Origin of the sequence: Alloalcanivorax sp., assembly GCF_964221125.1 — a bacterium.
GTDB classification, from domain to species: Bacteria; Pseudomonadota; Gammaproteobacteria; order Pseudomonadales; family Alcanivoracaceae; genus Alloalcanivorax; species Alloalcanivorax venustensis.
This window is the reverse complement of the sequence record NZ_CAXPXK010000079.1, coordinates 1-15,466: the sequence shown is the minus strand read 5'-3', so window position 1 is coordinate 15,466 and position 15,466 is coordinate 1. Positions and strand designations below refer to the sequence as shown.

Here is a 15,466-nt window from a genome sequence, read left to right as displayed (position 1 = left end):
TCTATAAATCGGCCCAACCAACAGGCCGGATAGACGTACGCAGTTTAATCTCCCTTGCTCACTGAGCCATCGCAGACAAGCAACACTTGCAAGAGGTGTACATAGATGTACTCGTGGCGTGTCCTGGATGGGCACACCCGATCCCGGGGCGGGCTTTCTGGAGAGAAAAGTCTCTGGAATCCTGCCGGCCGGTTACACCGGCCTTTCGCGGGCAGGGCCCGCTCCCACAAGGGCCTGACACAGACACGCGTCCCCTCTGGAGGGAACCACATGCGCTAGAAGGAAGCGGGATCGATGGCGTCGAAGTCGGTAACCCTGGGGTGGGCACCGTCGGGCAGGGCGTTGTCCCGATCCAGCAGCACGGTGCGCAGGCCGGCCTCGCGGGCGGCGTCGAGTTCGGCTTCCACGTCGGAGAGAAACAGAATCTCGTGGCCGGGCAGGCCGATGGCGTCGCTGATGCGCCGGTAGCTGGCGGCTTCTTTCTTGCCGCCGCTGGTGGTGTCGAAGTAACCCTGGAACAGCGGCGTCAGGTCGCCGGCTTCCGAGTAGCCGAAGAACAGCTTCTGGGCGGCCACCGAACCGGAGGAGTAGACGTACAGCGAGAAGCCTTGGTGGTGCCAGTCGCGCAGCCGCCGGGCGGCGTCCGGATAAAGGTGCGCCTGGTAATCGCCGTTGCGGTAGCCGCTTTCCCAGATCATGCCCTGCAGCGCTTTCAGCGGCGTGGCTTTGCGGTCTTCATCAATCCAGGCGCGCATCAGCGCGGCGGCCTGTTCCGGCGTGGCCAGGTTTTCACCGCTGTCGCGCCGCGCCGCCGCCACCTGTTCCACCACCGCCGGGTCGTCCCAGTGGCGCGCCAGAAAGTCGCCCATCTGTTCGGCGGCGTAGGGGAACAGCACTTCCTTGACGAAGCGGATGCTGCTGGTGGTGCCTTCGATGTCGGTGAGAATGGCGCGGATCATCAATTCTCCAGACGATTAAAACGCTGGGCGATGTCGCTGCCGGTGAAGTTGGCGACCCAGCCCTCCGGGTTATTGAACAAGCGGATGGCGGTGAAGTTGGGGTTGGGCCCCATATCGAACCAGTGCGGGGTGTTGGCCGGCACCGAGATCAGGTCGCCCTTGGTGCACAGCACTTCGTAGATGCGCTCGCCGATGTGCAGGCTGAACAGGCCCTGGCCGTCGACGAAGAACCGCACTTCGTCTTCGCTGTGGCTGTGTTCCTCAAGGAATTTTTCCCGCGCCGCCTGTTTCTGCGGGTGCTCCGGGGTCATGCTGACCACGTCCACGCTCTGGTAGCCTTCCTCGTCGATCAGCCGGTCGATTTCCCGGCGATAGACGTCCAGCACTTCTTCCTGGCTGGGCTGCTCGGTGAGCGCGCCGACGGCCTGCCATTGTTCGTAGCGAATGCCCACCTTGGCCAGTTCCTCGGCCATGGCCAGCTTGTCGTTGATGATCTGTTCGGGTTGCTCGGGATGCCCGTCGCGAAACACTTTCAAATTACTCATGGGGTTTTCCTCCTCAGGGGGCTGCCGCCGATCAGCCCAGGCGGCGCCGGTCCAGTTCCACGGCCAGCAGGGTTTCCAGCGCTTCCAGCTGGCGATAGCAGGCGCCGATGTCCGCCGCCCAGGTGTACAGGCCGTGGCCGCGGATCAGGTAGGCGTGGCCGGCGTCGCCGGCGTCCATGGCCCGGTCCACCTCGGCCGCCAGCGCGGCGATGTCCTGGCTGTTTTCAAACACCGGAATGGTAAGCCGCGTGTCATGGGTTTGCACGCCGTCCAGGGCCTTGAGCAGCTCGTAGCCTTCCAGGGTGATGTGGTCGGCGGGCCAGTGCATGGTGAGCACCGTGGAGGCGTGGCTGTGGGTGTGCAGCACCGCGCCGCAGTCTGGCAGCCGGCGGTAGAGCTGGGTGTGCAGCAGGGTCTCGGCGGAGGGCTTGCCGTCGCCGACGGCGGCGCCTTCCATGTCCACCACCATGATGTCGGTCTCTTCCAGCAGGCCTTTGTCGCGGCCGGAACGGGTGATCGCCGCGTGGTCCTCGTTGAGGCGCAGCGAATAATTGCTGCTGGTGGCCGGCGACCAGCCCTGGCCGTAGATGCGGCGGCCGGTGGCGGCCAGGGCGCGGGCCGCTTCCCGGTAGGCGCTGGTGGAGTAGGGGCGGTGACTCATCAGGACCTCCGGTTCAGGCGCGACAGATGCTCGGCGACGCTGGCCGCGTCCGGCGAGCGCACCACGCCGCTTTCGGTGACGATGGCGGTGATCAACGAGGCCGGCGTCACGTCGAACGCCGGGTTGTAGACCGGGCACTGTTCCGGTGCCAGAGGCTGGCCGCCCACCCGGCGCACTTCGTCGGCGGCGCGCTCCTCGATGACGATACCGCTGCCGTCGGTCATGGCCGGGTCCAGGGTGGAATCCGGCGCCGCGACGATGAACGGCAGACCGTGGTGACGGGCCAGCACGGCGAGCCCATAGGTGCCGATCTTGTTGGCGGTGTCGCCGTTGGCGGCGATGCGGTCCGCGCCCACCACCACCGCATCGACCCGGCCCGCCGCCATCAACATGCCGGCGGCGCTGTCCGCCACCAGGGTGACGGGAATGTTTTCCTGCATCAGCTCCCAGGTGGTGAGCCGGGCGCCCTGCAGCCAGGGGCGGGTCTCGCCGGCGATCACCTCGCGCAGATGGCCGCCGCGCCAGGCGGAGCGGATGATGCCCAGGGCGGTGCCGTGGCCGCCGGTGGCCAGCGCGCCGGTGTTGCAGTGGGTATAGACGCGGGCGTCGTGGGGCAGCAGGGCGGCGCCCAGTTCGCCCAGGCGCAGATTGGCGGCCTGGTCGTCCTGGTGAATGCTCTCCGCTTCGCGGGCCAGGCGGCGGCCCAGGGCCTCGCCTTCCAGGTCGGCGCCGAGCCGCTGCAGGCGCTCCAGGGCCCAGAACAGATTGACCGCGGTGGGGCGGCTGGCGGCCAGGGTCTCCAGCGCCGGGCGCAGTGTTTCCAGGGACGCGCGCCGGCCCAGGCCCAGGGCTTCCAGCGCCAGGCCGTAGGCGGCGGTGATGCCGATCGCCGGGGCGCCGCGTACCGCCATGTCGCGGATCGCGCCGGCGGCGCCGGCGGCGTCGTGGATCGCCAGCCACTCGGTGCGTGACGGCAGATGGCGTTGATCCAGCAGCAGCAAATGATCGTCGAGCCAGCGGATGGCGGGACTATCAATGGGCATTCAGGGCCTCTCGGTGTCGCGGGGTGGGTTGAGCTCGGGCTTGTGGTAGCGGCGGCGAATCCAGTTGGCCGCGCGCAGCACCCTCGGGCGGCGCATGATAGCGCGTTCCATGCGGTATTTCCCCGGAAAAGTGCTGACCATCAGCGCGATCAGAATGGTCAGAATGCCCTGGCCGGGCAGCACCAGCATCAGGATGCCGGCGGCCAGCAGCACCAGCGCCAGGGCGTTGCGCACCAGCCAGAGGCACCAGCCCAGCGGGCCCCGGTAATGGAGCGGCCGGCTGGGGGTGTTGAAGTAATCCTGGGGCATGCGCACCAGCAGCCAGGGAATCGCCAGCATCGACGCCACGGCCATCACCACGCCGGTGACGGTGAGAATCGGCAGCAGGGGCTGGAGCTGTTCGAGCAGGGGTTGCCAGTCGCGCTGGAGGTTCAGATCCAAAGGCGTTGTTTCTCCGTGGGCGGCGTTGCGGTGGTGTTCATGGGTTGCTGATGCCACGTGCCGTACAATGGTGGCTTGTAGGTCGCAAATCAATCGCTTTAAGGATGCACCGGCATGGCTTGGAAGTTGGTACTCGTGGCCCTGATGGGGCTCGCCATAGGCGCGCTGCTGGGGATGTTGATCCTGCGGGCTTCGCGCAAACGTGAAGAGCGGCGCCGGCAGGCCGCCCGGCATCTCGACGTGCTGGAGAACCTGAGCATTCTCTGCCGCGCCCTGCTGCAGGAACAAGTGGACAGCGCCGAGGCCAGCATCCGCATCAGCGTGCTGCTGGACTGCCTGCCCCAGGGCATTGAGCCGAAAGTGGATCTGGCGGCGATCCACCGTCTGGCGGAAGACTGTGGTCACTTCACCCGCGGCGAGCAGCGCCGCGAGCTGGCGCCGGCGGAGCGCAACCGTCAGGACGTGGCGCGGCTGCGCCTGGAGGAAGAGCAGGGCGCGGCGGTGCGTGCCGCCGCCGAGCGCCTGGCCGGCGTGCTGGACGCCTGGCGTGCACGGGTCGCCGTCTGATCCGCTTCGACTGACCCCACAGACAAGGCCCGCAGTCGCGAAGGCGGACGTTTCCGGCGCGGGCTTGAATTATCATCCGCGGCTTCTGAATCGCAGTAAGCCGAGCCGATAATTATGAGCCAACCCACCCTTTACGTGGCCTTTCCGGCCTCCGACGAGTTGCGCGACCGGATCGACGCCTTCCTGGAAATTACCCGCGAAGAACCGGACAGCAACCATGTGCAGGAACTGGAAGCGATCATGGATCCCTTCCTCGACGAAGTGCTGCACACCTACTTCACCGGGCCCATCGACGCGGTCAACGCCAAGGGCACCGCGGTGAACGTGATCCTTGGTGCCATGAAGGTCATCAGTAAAGCCGCCCACGGCCTGGCCGGGCGCCTGATGCGCAAGACCAGCGTTGAAGAGCAGCGCGCGCTGGCCGAGCACTTCCGCAACCTGCGGCTGGAGAAGGACGGTCAGGTCTACATCGGTTACCCGCTGTCGCCGGCGCTGGCCGAGCGTGCCTCGCTGGTGTTCCAGGAATTCGCCGACGGCAACGGCCAGATGCCGCGCCTGGTGGAAGTGATGGACGGCATCAGCGCCGGCGCCATCGAGAACTATCTCGACAAAACCGTGGGCAATCTGGAGCTGGGCCGTATCAATCGCGGGCTGGTGTCCGGTGCCCGCGCCACCATCAAGAAGGCGTCCGCGTCCTCGGTGGAGAAGGGCATTCCGGCGATGGAAAAATCCCACCAGAAACCGGTGGTGGCGTATTTCGAGTCGCTGCTGCTGCAGCCGTAACCCGTTCAGCCGGCGTGAAGCGAAGCGGCCCGGGTGGTGATGCCCGGGCCGCTTTGCGTTCAGCTTGAGGGGGTGGCGCCGCCGGAGTCTCCGGAGCTCGCCGCCTTCTTGGCGGGCGCCTTGCGGGCCGCCTTCTTCTTGGCCGGGGCTTTCTTCACCGCGCTCTTCTTGGCGGCGCTCTTTTTCGCGGTGCTTTTCTTGGCCGCGGCTTTCTTGGCGGGGCTCTTTTTAGCCGCGCTTTTCTTGGCGGCGGCTTTCTTGGCCGGTGCCTTGCGGGCGGAAGGGCTGACCCGCTTCTCGATGTCCTTGGCGCGCTTCTCCAGATCCTTCTGGTACTGGTTGATCACCTTGGCCAGGCTGTTGGCCTGTTTGGCGGTGGCCTTGAGCACCTTCACTTCGGTTTCCAGAAAGCGCTTGCGGGCTTCGGAGTCGTCCACCCGTTTGCGGGCGTCGTCCACGGCCTTGCGGGCGCGGTCGAGCTGGCGCTGCACCGTGGCGTTGGCTTTGTCCCGGTACTCGTTCTGCAGCTTCTCCAGCCGGTTGAGGCTGTCGCGGCGGCGCTTCATTTCTTCGCTGACCCGTTGGCGGGCTTTCTCGAGCTGGGATTCCAGCTGGGCGATTTGCTTGTCGCGTTCATTGTCGAAGCGCTCGGCGAGTTTGCGAATCTGCGCCTGCAGTTCGTCGAGACGATCTCTTACCTTATTAACGGCCATGGATGACTCCCTTTCCCCGTGCTGATGTGATCCGCAAAGCGGATGTTTAGAGCTCCAGGAAACTGTATGTCACATTTTTAAGCTGGACAACCGCCAAGGGGGTTGGCTTTGCAGGCTTTCTGGTCAATTCCTGTAACACGGTGGTCGTGTTGTGGTTTTATCGGACAGCGGTGATACTGCGCCCAATTGAATGACGGTGGAAAAAGGTGGGCTATGCCGGCGTCCTTTGACGGAAAATTGGTGGTGGCGATCAGCTCCCGGGCCCTGTTCGATCTCAGCGACAGCCACCGGGTGTTCGAGAAGGAAGGCCTGGACGCCTACCAGGATTATCAGATCGCCCATGAGGACGACGTGCTGCCACCGGGCGACGCCTTCCCTCTGGTGACCAAGCTGCTGGCGATCAACGAGCTGGAAGAGGGCGCCGGCCGGGTGGAGGTGATCCTGTTGTCGCGCAACAGCTCCGACACCGGCCTGCGCGTGTTCAATTCCATCGAGCATTACGGACTGCCGATCACCCGGGCGGCGTTCGCCGGCGGCGAAAGCCCGCACCGCTATGTGTCCGCGTTCGGCGCCCATCTGTTCCTGTCCACCGATCCCGAGGATGTGCGCCAGGTTCTGGATGCCGGCTACGCCGCCGCCACCATTCTTTCCGGCGCCGGGCTGCAGCATAAGGACGACCTGCTGCGCATTGCCTTCGACGGCGACGCGGTATTGTTCTCCGACGAGTCCGAGCAGGTGTTCCAGAGCAGCGGGCTGGAAGCCTTCACCGCCAGCGAAAAGCAGGCCGCCCGGCAGCCGCTCAGCGACGGTCCGTTCAAGGCGTTTCTGGAAGCCCTGCATCAGATTCAGCGGGAGTTTTCCCCGCAACGCTGCCCGATTCGCACCGCGCTGGTCACCGCCCGCTCGGCGCCGGCCCATGAACGGGTGGTGCGCACCCTGCGCGGCTGGGGCATCCGCCTGGACGAAAGCCTGTTCCTGGGCGGGCTGCCCAAAGGGCCCTTCTTGAAGGCGTTCGGCGCGGACGTGTTCTTCGACGATCAGCAGGGCCATTGCGAATCGGCTCGGGAACATGTGGCCGCCGGCCATGTGCCCCACGGCATTTCCAACCCGCGCCCGGAAGACGCCTGACGCGCCCGCCGGCTTCCCGTTGCCAGCGTCTTTGCTTGCCTCTATGCTTGGAATGCATAATTTCGGCTATTCTTATAACTCCGCGTAAACGGCGGGTGTCGCCGGCAAGGAGCATTCGATGAAGCTGCAGCAGCTACGCTACATCTGGGAAGTGGCGCGCCATGACCTCAACGTATCCGCCACCGCCCAGGCGTTGTATACGTCGCAGCCGGGCATCAGCAAGCAGATCCGCATGCTGGAGGATGAACTGGGCGTGGAAGTGTTCGCCCGCAGCGGCAAACACCTGACCCATGTGACGCCCGCCGGCGAGGCGATCCTGCGTATCGCCGGGGAAATCCTGCAGCAGACCGAATCGATCAAGCGGGTGGCCCAGGAGTTCCGCGACGAAACCAAGGGCGATCTGAGCATCGCCACCACCCACACCCAGGCGCGCTACGCGCTGCCGCCGGTGATCCAGCAGTTCACCAAGCGTTTTCCGGATGTGTCCCTGCACATGAACCAGGGCACGCCCATGCAGATCGCCGAGATGGCCGCCGACGGCAGCGTCGATTTCGCCATCGCCACCGAGGCGCTGGACCTGTTCTCCGACCTGGTGATGATGCCCTGTTACCGCTGGAACCGGACCGTGGTGGTGCCCGAGGGGCACCCGCTCACCGAAGTCAAACCGCTCACCCTGGAAGCCCTGGCGGACTACCCGCTGGTCACCTATGTGTTCGGTTTCACCGGGCGCAGCAAGCTCGACGACGCCTTCGCGCGCAAAGGGCTGGAGCCGCGGGTGGTGTTCACCGCCGCCGACGCGGACGTGATCAAAACCTATGTGCGCCTGGGCATGGGCGTGGGCATCGTCGCCCACATGGCGGTGGACCCGGTGCAGGACAAAGGCCTGGTGAATCTGGACGCCGGCCATCTGTTCGAACCCAGCACCACCCGCATCGGCTTCCGCAAGGGCACCTTCCTGCGCGGCTTTATGTACGAATTCCTGCAAACCTTCGCCCCCCATCTCACCCGCGAGCGGGTGGACGCGGCGGTCCGCGCCAGCACCCGCGAAGAGCGGGAAGTGCTGTTCGCCGACCTGGACCTGCCGGTGCGCTGACGCGCCCGGCGGCGGCCCCTGGCCGTTGCAAAGCGCCGGGCGCGCGGCTACATTGTGCCCGCCTTCAACGACCTAGGGGATCATCGTGGAATTGCTTTGTCTCGATTTGGAAGGGGTGCTGATTCCGGAAATCTGGATCAACTTCGCCGAGCGCACCGGTATCGACGAGCTGCGCGCCACCACCCGGGACATTCCCGACTACGACGAGCTGATGAAAATGCGGCTCGGCATCCTCGACCAGCACGGCTACGGCCTGCCGGACATCCAGAAGGTGATCGACACCCTGGACCCGCTGGACGGCGCGGTGGAATTCGTCGAGTGGGCCCGCGAGCATTTCCAGCTGATCATCCTCTCGGACACCTTCTATGAGTTCGCCCGCCCGCTGATGCGCAAGCTCGGCTCGCCGACCCTGCTGTGCCATCGCCTGGCGGTGGACGACAACGGCCGCATCACCGACTACATCCTGCGCCAGAAAGACCCCAAGCGCGCCTCGGTGAAAGCCCTGCACACCCTCAACTACCGCATCATCGCCGCCGGCGACTCCTACAACGACACCACCATGCTCAGCGAAGCGGACCAGGGCATCCTGTTCCACGCCCCCGACAACGTCATCGCCGAATTCCCCCAATTCCCCTCTGTACAAAGCTACGACGCTTTGAAAGGCGAGATCATTAAAGCGAGCGAAAGGGATATTCCGCTTAGCTAGAGGCTTCGTTGAGAGCAGTTAATAGTTAACAGTGAACAGTTAATAGCGCGCGGTCAGGGTGGTAGCGGCATCGAAGGCCGTGCCCGCGCACATTGCGTTTGAGCAACTCCTGTCTTGCTAGATCGCAAACCTCGCAGCCGCGCACTGTTTTCCGCTGTTAACTATTCACTGTTAACTGTTAACTGATCCCATCAGTTTTCGGACCTTAAACCAGCTCTCCGCGTATTCGTCGTCCGGATCGGAGTCGTAGACAATGCCACCACCGCCGTGGCAGTGGAGGCGGTCGCCGTCGGTTTGCAGGGTGCGGATCAGGATGTTGCTGTCGAAGCGGCCCTGGTCGTCCTGCCAGAACAGGCTGCCGCAGTAGGCGCCGCGGGGGGCGGGTTCCAGTTCCTGGATGATCTGCATGGCGCGCTTCTTGGGGGCGCCGGTGATGCTGCCGCCGGGGAAGGCGCTGATCAGGGCGGCGAGCGGGGCGACGCCGTCGCGCAGCCGGCCGCGCACGGTGGAGACCAGGTGCTGCACGTTGCTGAAGCGGCGCAGTTCGAACAGCGGGTCCGCCTTAATGGAGCCGGCCTCGCAGAAGCGGCCCAGGTCGTTGCGCAGCAGGTCCACGATCATCAGGTTTTCGGCGCGGTCCTTGGGGTGGCGGAGCAGGGCGCGGCCCAGGGCCCGGTCTTCCACCTCGGTGGCGCCGCGGGGCCGGGAGCCCTTGATCGGCTCGGTCACCACGTCCCGCCCCTGAATACTCAGAAAGCGCTCCGGCGACACGCCGAACACCGCATCCTCCTCGTCCCGGAAGAAGCAGGCGTGGGGCGCCGGGTGCGCCGCCACCAAACGCTGGAAGCCGCCCAGGGCGTCGCCGTCCCAGCGCGCTTCGAAGCGTTGCGCGTAGTTGACCTGGTAGCAGTCGCCGGCGCGCAGGTAGTGCTGAATGCGCGCCAGCGCCTGAAGGTAGTCGGCGGCGCTTTGCTGGGCTTCGAACTCGCGGCGCAGCTGAAAGGGCGCGCGCTGTTCCGGCATCGGGCCGGGCGGGTGATCGAACAGGTGCACGGTGATGCCCGTGCGCTTCCCGGCCACCGGCAGCCCGTGCAGCAGGGCGCCGGTTTCGTAGGGCACCAGGCCGCAGGCGAACCGGCAGCCTTCGGCGAGGGCCTGCTCGACGCGCGCGGGCAGGGCTTCGATGTCCGCCGCGCTGTCGGCGCGCAGCGTCAGCGCCGGCGGCCCCAGGGCCTGGAGCTCGCCGTTTCGAGTCACCACAACTTGCACAGGTTGCACGCTTTCGACCCTGAATTCTCTGAGCGATGGCGGCGGGGCGGGCGCCCGGCCGCGGGGAGCGCGTAGTGTAGCGCCCGTGGCGGCGGCCCGCGAGCCGGCGCCATTGTCGACAATAACCATTGAAAGGTCGGGGCGGTGCGGGTAGAGTGCCCGCCACTTGGAAAAATTGTCGACAATGGCCGCCGCCGAACGGTGACCCGGCCTACCGGAATGAGCGCCCCCATGAACGAAGTCCTGGTAGACAGCTCGCGCACCCTGGCGGATCGGGTCTTCAGCCGGCTCCAGGACGATATCGTGCGCGGCGTGATCGCCCCGGGCAGCAAGGTCAGCGAAACCGACCTGGCCGGCCGCTACGGGGTCAGCCGGGGGCCGCTGCGCGAGGCGATCCGCCGCCTGGAATCGCGCAAGCTGCTGGAGCGCGAGGTGCACGTCGGCACCCGCGTGGCGTCTCTCAGCTTCGACGACCTGATCGAAATCTACCATGTGCGCGAGGCCCTGGAAGGGCTGGCCGCCGGCCTCGCCGCCCGGCTGATGACCGCCGAGGAGGTGGCCGGCCTCACCGAGCTGCTCGGCCAGCACGAGCAGCAGCAGGACCTGCGCCACGACACCGCCTATTTTCAACGCGAGGGCGACCTGGATTTTCATTACCGCATCATCCAGGGCAGCCACAATCGCACGCTGATCCGCATGCTGATCGGCGAGCTCTACCACCTGGTGCGCATGTACCGGTACCAATTCAGCACCGTGGCCAACCGGCCGCAAAAAGCCCTGCACGAGCACCGCCGCATTGTCGAAGCCATCGAGGCGCGCGACGCCGAAATGGCCGAGCTGCTGATGCGCCGGCACATCAGCCGGGCACGGGAAAACATCGAACAGCAGGCCCAGCAAAGGAGTCCACAATGACCCAGTCGAACAGTGCCGGCGCCCGTTTCCGGCGCGCCCTGGCCGAGGAACAGCCCCTGCAGATCATGGGCACGATTAACGCCTACACGGCGATGATGGCCGAGCAGGTCGGCTACCGCGCCATCTACCTGTCCGGCGGCGGCGTGGCCAACGCCTCTTACGGGCTGCCGGACCTGGGCATGACCACCATGAACGATGTGCTCGAGGACGTGCGCCGCATCAGCGCCGCCACCGACGTGCCGTTGCTGGTGGACATCGACACCGGCTGGGGCGGCGCTTTCAACATCGGCCGCACGGTGAAGGAAATGATCCGCGCCGGCGCCGGCGCCGTGCACCTGGAAGACCAGGTGGCGCAGAAGCGCTGCGGCCACCGCCCCAATAAGGAAATCGTTTCCAAGGCGGAGATGGTGGACCGCATCAAGGCCGCCGCCGACGCCCGCACCGACCAGGACTTCTTTATTATCGCGCGCACCGACGCGTTCCAGAAAGAGGGCCTGGACGCGGCGGTCGATCGCGCCCGCGCCTGCCTGGAAGCGGGCGCCGACGGCATCTTCGCCGAGGCGGTGCACACCCTGGAAGACTACAAGGCGTTCGCCGAGGGCCTCGGCGGCGCGCCGCTGCTGGCCAACATCACCGAATTCGGCGCCACGCCGCTGTTTACCCGCGAGGAGCTCAGCGACGCCGGCGCCAGCATGATCCTTTATCCGCTGTCCGCGTTCCGCGCCATGAACCAGGCGGCGCTGAACGTGTACCGCACGATTCGCGAAGAGGGCACCCAGAAAAACGTGGTGGACACCATGCAGACGCGCATGGAACTGTACGACTTCCTGGGCTACCACGACTACGAACGCAAGCTTGACGAACTGTTCGCCCAGCAACGCGGCGAATAAATCAACCCGCTGCCGGCCGGTGACGGCACCTGGTGCCCGGTCACGCCGGGCCGGCAGTGTTTCACTTCTTGAGCAGAGGAAAACGACGATGGCAGAGAAGAAAGTTGGCGGCGCCGGCCTGCGTGGCCAGGTAGCGGGCAAGACCGCGCTCTCCACGGTGGGCAAATCCGGCTCCGGCCTGACCTATCGCGGCTACGACGTGAAGGATCTGGCGGAGAACTGCCAGTTCGAAGAGGTGGCGTACCTGATCCTCAAGGGCGAGCTGCCCGACCAGAGCGAGCTGGACGCCTACAAAACCAAGCTGAAAGGCCTTCGCGGGCTGCCCCAGGCGCTCAAGGAAGTGCTCGAGCGGATCCCCAAGGACGCCCATCCCATGGATGTGATGCGCACCGGCTGCTCCATGCTCGGCAACCTGGAAACCGAAACCAGCTTCGACCAGCAGGACGACCAGGCCGACCGCATGCTGGCCGCGTTCCCGAGCATCATCTGCTACTGGTACCGGTTCAGCCACGACGGCGTGCGCGTGGACACCGAGACCGACGACGATTCCATCGGCGCCCACTTCCTGCACATGCTGCGCGGCGAGAAGCCCAACCAGCTGCATGAGACGGTGATGAACGTATCGCTGATCCTGTACGCGGAGCACGAATTCAACGCGTCCACCTTCACGGCCCGCGTCTGCGCGTCCACGCTCAGCGATATCCACAGCTGTGTCACCGGCGCCATCGGCAGCCTGCGCGGCCCGCTGCACGGCGGCGCCAACGAAGCGGCGATGGCCATGATCGAGAAGTTCAGCGACGCCGACGACGCCGAGAAAGGCATGCTCGGCATGCTCGAGCGCAAAGAGAAGATCATGGGCTTCGGCCACGCCATTTACACCGAGTCCGATCCGCGCAACGCGATCATCAAGCACTGGGCCGAGAAGCTGGCCGAGGACGTGGGCGACACCACCCTGTACCCGGTGTCGGTACGTTGCGAGGAAGTGATGTGGCGCGAGAAGAAGCTGTTCTGTAACGCCGACTTCTTCCACGCGTCCGCCTACCATTTCATGGGCATCCCCACCAAGCTGTTCACGCCCATCTTCGTGATGAGCCGCCTGACCGGCTGGGCCGCCCATGTGTTCGAGCAGCGCGCGGACAACCGCATTATCCGTCCCAGCGCCGACTACACCGGCCCGGAACTGCGCAAGGTCACGCCCATCGCCGAGCGATAAGGCACGCCTTGAACGAGAACGGACGGGCGTTCGCGTCGCCGAACGTCCGCCGTGCTCGCCCCGCACTCCCCATTTTCTACTCAGGTACTCCCAGGCATGAACACCGAATACCGCAAACGCCTTCCAGGCACGGATCTGGACTACTTCGATACCCGAGCCGCGGTGGACGCGATCCAGCCCGGCGCCTACGACACGCTGCCGTACACCTCCCGCATTCTCGCCGAGCAGCTGGTGCGCCGCTGCGAGCCGGCGGCGCTGACGGATGCCCTGAAACAGCTGATCGAGCGTAAGCGGGATCTGGATTTCCCCTGGTACCCGGCGCGCGTGGTGTGCCACGACATTCTCGGCCAGACCGCCCTGGTGGATCTGGCCGGCCTGCGTGACACCATCGCCGAGCAGGGCGGCGACCCGTCCAAGATCAACCCGGTGGTGCCCACCCAGCTGATCGTCGACCACTCCCTGGCGGTGGAACACCCGGGCTTCGAGGAGAACGCCTTCGAGAAGAACCGGGCGGTGGAAGACCGCCGCAACGAGGACCGCTTCCATTTTATCAACTGGACCAAGACCGCCTTTGATAACGTCGACGTGATCCCGCCGGGCAACGGCATCATGCACCAGATCAACCTGGAGAAGATGTCGCCGGTGGTGCAGGTACGCGAAGGCGTGGCCTACCCGGACACCTGCGTGGGCACCGACAGCCACACCCCCATGGTGGACGCGCTGGGCGTGATCTCCGTGGGGGTGGGCGGCCTGGAAGCGGAAAACGTGATGCTGGGCAACCCGTCCATGATGCGTCTGCCCGACATCGTCGGCGTGGAGCTCACCGGCAAGCTCAAGCCGGGCATCACCGGCACCGACCTGGTGCTGGCGATCACCGAGTTCCTGCGTAAGGAGCGGGTGGTCGGCGCCTATCTGGAGTTCTTCGGCGAAGGGGCGGACAGCCTGTCCGTGGGCGACCGCGCCACCATCGCCAACATGACCCCGGAATACGGCGCCACCGCCGGCATGTTCTTTATCGACGACAACACCCTGGATTACCTGAGACTGACCGGCCGCGAAGACGAGCAGGTGGCCCTGGTCGAGAAGTACGCCAAGGAGACCGGCCTGTGGGCGGACGCCCTCAAGGGCGCGGACTACGAGCGCGTGCTCCGGTTCGACCTGTCCTCGGTGGGCCGTAACCTGGCCGGCCCGTCCAACCCGCACGCGCTGCTGCCGGCGTCGGACCTGGCGGCGCGCGGCGTGGCCGGTGCCTGGGAAGAGAAAGAGGGCGAAATGCCCGACGGCGCGGTGATCATCGCCGCCATCACCTCCTGCACCAACACCAGCAACCCGCGCAACATGATCGCCGCCGGTCTGATCGCCCGTAACGCCAACCGGCTGGGCCTGATCCGCAAGCCCTGGGTGAAGTCGTCCCTGGCGCCGGGTTCCAAGACCGTGAAGATGTACCTGGAGGAAGCGGAACTGTTGCCGGAGCTGCAGCAGCTCGGCTTCGACGTGGTGGCGTTCGCCTGCACCACCTGCAACGGCATGAGCGGCGCCCTGGACCCGGAAATCCAGAAGGAAGTGATCGACCGGGATCTGTACGCCACCGCGGTGCTGTCCGGCAACCGTAACTTCGACGGCCGTATCCACCCCTACGCCAAGCAGGCGTTCCTGGCCTCGCCGCCGCTGGTGGTGGCCTACGCCATCGCCGGCACCATCCGTTTCGATATCGAGAAGGACGTGCTCGGCCATGACGCGGACGGCAAGCCGATCATGCTCAAGGACATCTGGCCGGACGACAGCGAGATCGACGCCATCGTTAAATCCAGCGTCAAGCCGGAGCAGTTCCGCCGCACCTACATTCCCATGTTCGAGAAGAAAGAGGGCGGCGCGAAGGCGGTGAGCCCGCTGTACGACTGGCGCCCGCAGTCCACCTACATCCGCCGTCCGCCGTACTGGGAAGGCACCATGGCGGAAGCCCGCGCGCTCAAGAACATGCGGCCGCTGGCGGTGTTGCCGGACAACATCACCACCGACCACCTGTCGCCGTCCAACGCCATCCTGCTGGACAGCGCCGCCGGCGCCTACCTGCACAAGATGGGCCTGCCGGAGGAGGACTTTAACTCCTACGCCACCCATCGCGGTGACCACCTCACCGCCCAACGGGCCACGCTCGCCAACCCGAAACTGTTCAATGAAATGGTGCGCGACGAAGACGGCAACGTGATCCAGGGCTCGCTGGCCCGGGTGGAGCCGGAAGGCGAAGTGATGCGCATGTGGGAAGCGATCGAAACCTACATGGAGCGCAAGCAGCCGCTGATCATCATCGCCGGCGCCGACTACGGCCAGGGTTCGTCCCGCGACTGGGCCGCCAAGGGCGTGGCGCTGGCCGGCGTGGAAGCGATCGTGGCGGAAGGCTTCGAGCGCATTCACCGCACCAACCTGATCGGCATGGGCGTGATGCCGCTGCAGTTCCAGGAGGGCACCACTCGCCACACCCTGGGCATCGACGGCACCGAGGTGTTCGACGTGGAAGGCGAGCCGTCGCCGCGCGCCGAGCT

At 65.7% G+C, this 15,466-nt stretch carries 16 protein-coding genes; 9 read left to right on the top strand and 7 right to left on the bottom strand.

What is annotated here, in order from left to right:
* Positions 1-275: 275 nt before the first annotated feature.
* From mtnC to ACEQZD_RS09595, 5 genes are read right to left on the bottom strand one after another with little or no spacing between them, the layout of a single operon-like run.
* Positions 276-959 (bottom strand): acireductone synthase, encoded by a 684-nt coding sequence (mtnC, locus tag ACEQZD_RS09615; RefSeq protein WP_370185162.1) that lies wholly within the window; start codon positions 957-959, stop codon positions 276-278.
* Positions 959-1,504: an acireductone dioxygenase gene (locus ACEQZD_RS09610; RefSeq protein WP_142950145.1), complete on the bottom strand. Its 546-nt coding sequence runs from the start codon at positions 1,502-1,504 to the stop codon at positions 959-961. The genes mtnC and ACEQZD_RS09610 overlap by 1 nt, the downstream gene beginning before the upstream one ends.
* A gap of 31 nt (positions 1,505-1,535) precedes the next feature.
* The gene (locus ACEQZD_RS09605) at positions 1,536-2,165 is read right to left on the bottom strand and encodes a methylthioribulose 1-phosphate dehydratase (protein WP_335628881.1); all 630 of its coding nucleotides are present in this window, start codon (positions 2,163-2,165) and stop codon (positions 1,536-1,538) included.
* A complete protein-coding gene (gene mtnA, locus ACEQZD_RS09600) occupies positions 2,165-3,208 on the bottom strand; it encodes an S-methyl-5-thioribose-1-phosphate isomerase (RefSeq protein WP_335628880.1) in 1,044 nt (347 codons plus the stop codon). The genes ACEQZD_RS09605 and mtnA overlap by 1 nt, the downstream gene beginning before the upstream one ends.
* Complete coding sequence (locus ACEQZD_RS09595) at positions 3,209-3,649, bottom strand: hypothetical protein (protein ID WP_185956974.1); 441 nt, start codon at positions 3,647-3,649, stop codon at positions 3,209-3,211. It lies immediately after the preceding gene.
* Positions 3,650-3,763: 114 nt separating this feature from the next.
* Here ACEQZD_RS09595 and ACEQZD_RS09590 point away from each other — a divergent pair, with 114 nt between their 5' ends.
* Positions 3,764-4,216 (top strand): DUF2489 domain-containing protein, encoded by a 453-nt coding sequence (locus tag ACEQZD_RS09590; RefSeq protein ID WP_228548171.1) that lies wholly within the window; start codon positions 3,764-3,766, stop codon positions 4,214-4,216.
* A gap of 114 nt (positions 4,217-4,330) precedes the next feature.
* Positions 4,331-4,999 (top strand): hypothetical protein, encoded by a 669-nt coding sequence (locus tag ACEQZD_RS09585; RefSeq protein ID WP_142950142.1) that lies wholly within the window; start codon positions 4,331-4,333, stop codon positions 4,997-4,999.
* Positions 5,000-5,058: 59 nt separating this feature from the next.
* On the opposite strand, the gene ACEQZD_RS09580 is transcribed toward ACEQZD_RS09585, so the two are convergent.
* Entirely contained in the window at positions 5,059-5,712 is a 654-nt protein-coding gene (locus ACEQZD_RS09580) for a hypothetical protein (protein ID WP_194856721.1), read from the bottom strand.
* Positions 5,713-5,925: 213 nt separating this feature from the next.
* Between ACEQZD_RS09580 and ACEQZD_RS09575 the strand changes: the two genes are divergently transcribed.
* The 3 genes from ACEQZD_RS09575 (at position 5,926) to thrH (ending at position 8,639) form a co-directional block, all read left to right on the top strand.
* On the top strand, positions 5,926-6,840 hold the full coding sequence (locus ACEQZD_RS09575) for a 5'-nucleotidase (protein WP_142950140.1): 915 nt from the start codon (positions 5,926-5,928) through the stop codon (positions 6,838-6,840).
* Positions 6,841-6,958: 118 nt separating this feature from the next.
* On the top strand, positions 6,959-7,933 hold the full coding sequence (gene cysB, locus ACEQZD_RS09570; RefSeq protein WP_142950139.1) for an HTH-type transcriptional regulator CysB: 975 nt from the start codon (positions 6,959-6,961) through the stop codon (positions 7,931-7,933).
* Positions 7,934-8,018: 85 nt separating this feature from the next.
* A complete protein-coding gene (thrH, locus tag ACEQZD_RS09565) occupies positions 8,019-8,639 on the top strand; it encodes a bifunctional phosphoserine phosphatase/homoserine phosphotransferase ThrH (RefSeq protein ID WP_286875046.1) in 621 nt (206 codons plus the stop codon).
* 171 nt (positions 8,640-8,810) lie between these two features.
* Here the strand turns inward: thrH and ACEQZD_RS09560 are convergent, their stop codons facing one another.
* The gene (locus ACEQZD_RS09560) at positions 8,811-9,899 is read right to left on the bottom strand and encodes an anthranilate synthase component I family protein (protein WP_370185158.1); all 1,089 of its coding nucleotides are present in this window, start codon (positions 9,897-9,899) and stop codon (positions 8,811-8,813) included.
* Positions 9,900-10,139: 240 nt separating this feature from the next.
* Here ACEQZD_RS09560 and ACEQZD_RS09555 point away from each other — a divergent pair, with 240 nt between their 5' ends.
* From ACEQZD_RS09555 to acnD, 4 genes are all read left to right on the top strand, one after another.
* Complete coding sequence (locus ACEQZD_RS09555) at positions 10,140-10,820, top strand: GntR family transcriptional regulator (protein WP_142950136.1); 681 nt, start codon at positions 10,140-10,142, stop codon at positions 10,818-10,820.
* Entirely contained in the window at positions 10,817-11,710 is an 894-nt protein-coding gene (prpB, locus tag ACEQZD_RS09550) for a methylisocitrate lyase (RefSeq protein ID WP_142950135.1), read from the top strand. Before ACEQZD_RS09555 ends, prpB begins: the two co-directional genes overlap by 4 nt.
* Before the next feature lie 88 nt (positions 11,711-11,798).
* Positions 11,799-12,923, top strand: a complete 1,125-nt coding sequence (prpC, locus tag ACEQZD_RS09545; protein ID WP_142950134.1) for a 2-methylcitrate synthase — start codon at positions 11,799-11,801, stop codon at positions 12,921-12,923.
* Positions 12,924-13,019: 96 nt separating this feature from the next.
* Positions 13,020-15,466 (top strand): Fe/S-dependent 2-methylisocitrate dehydratase AcnD (acnD, locus tag ACEQZD_RS09540; protein WP_370185156.1); only part of this gene is annotated, 2,447 nt, incomplete at its 3' end.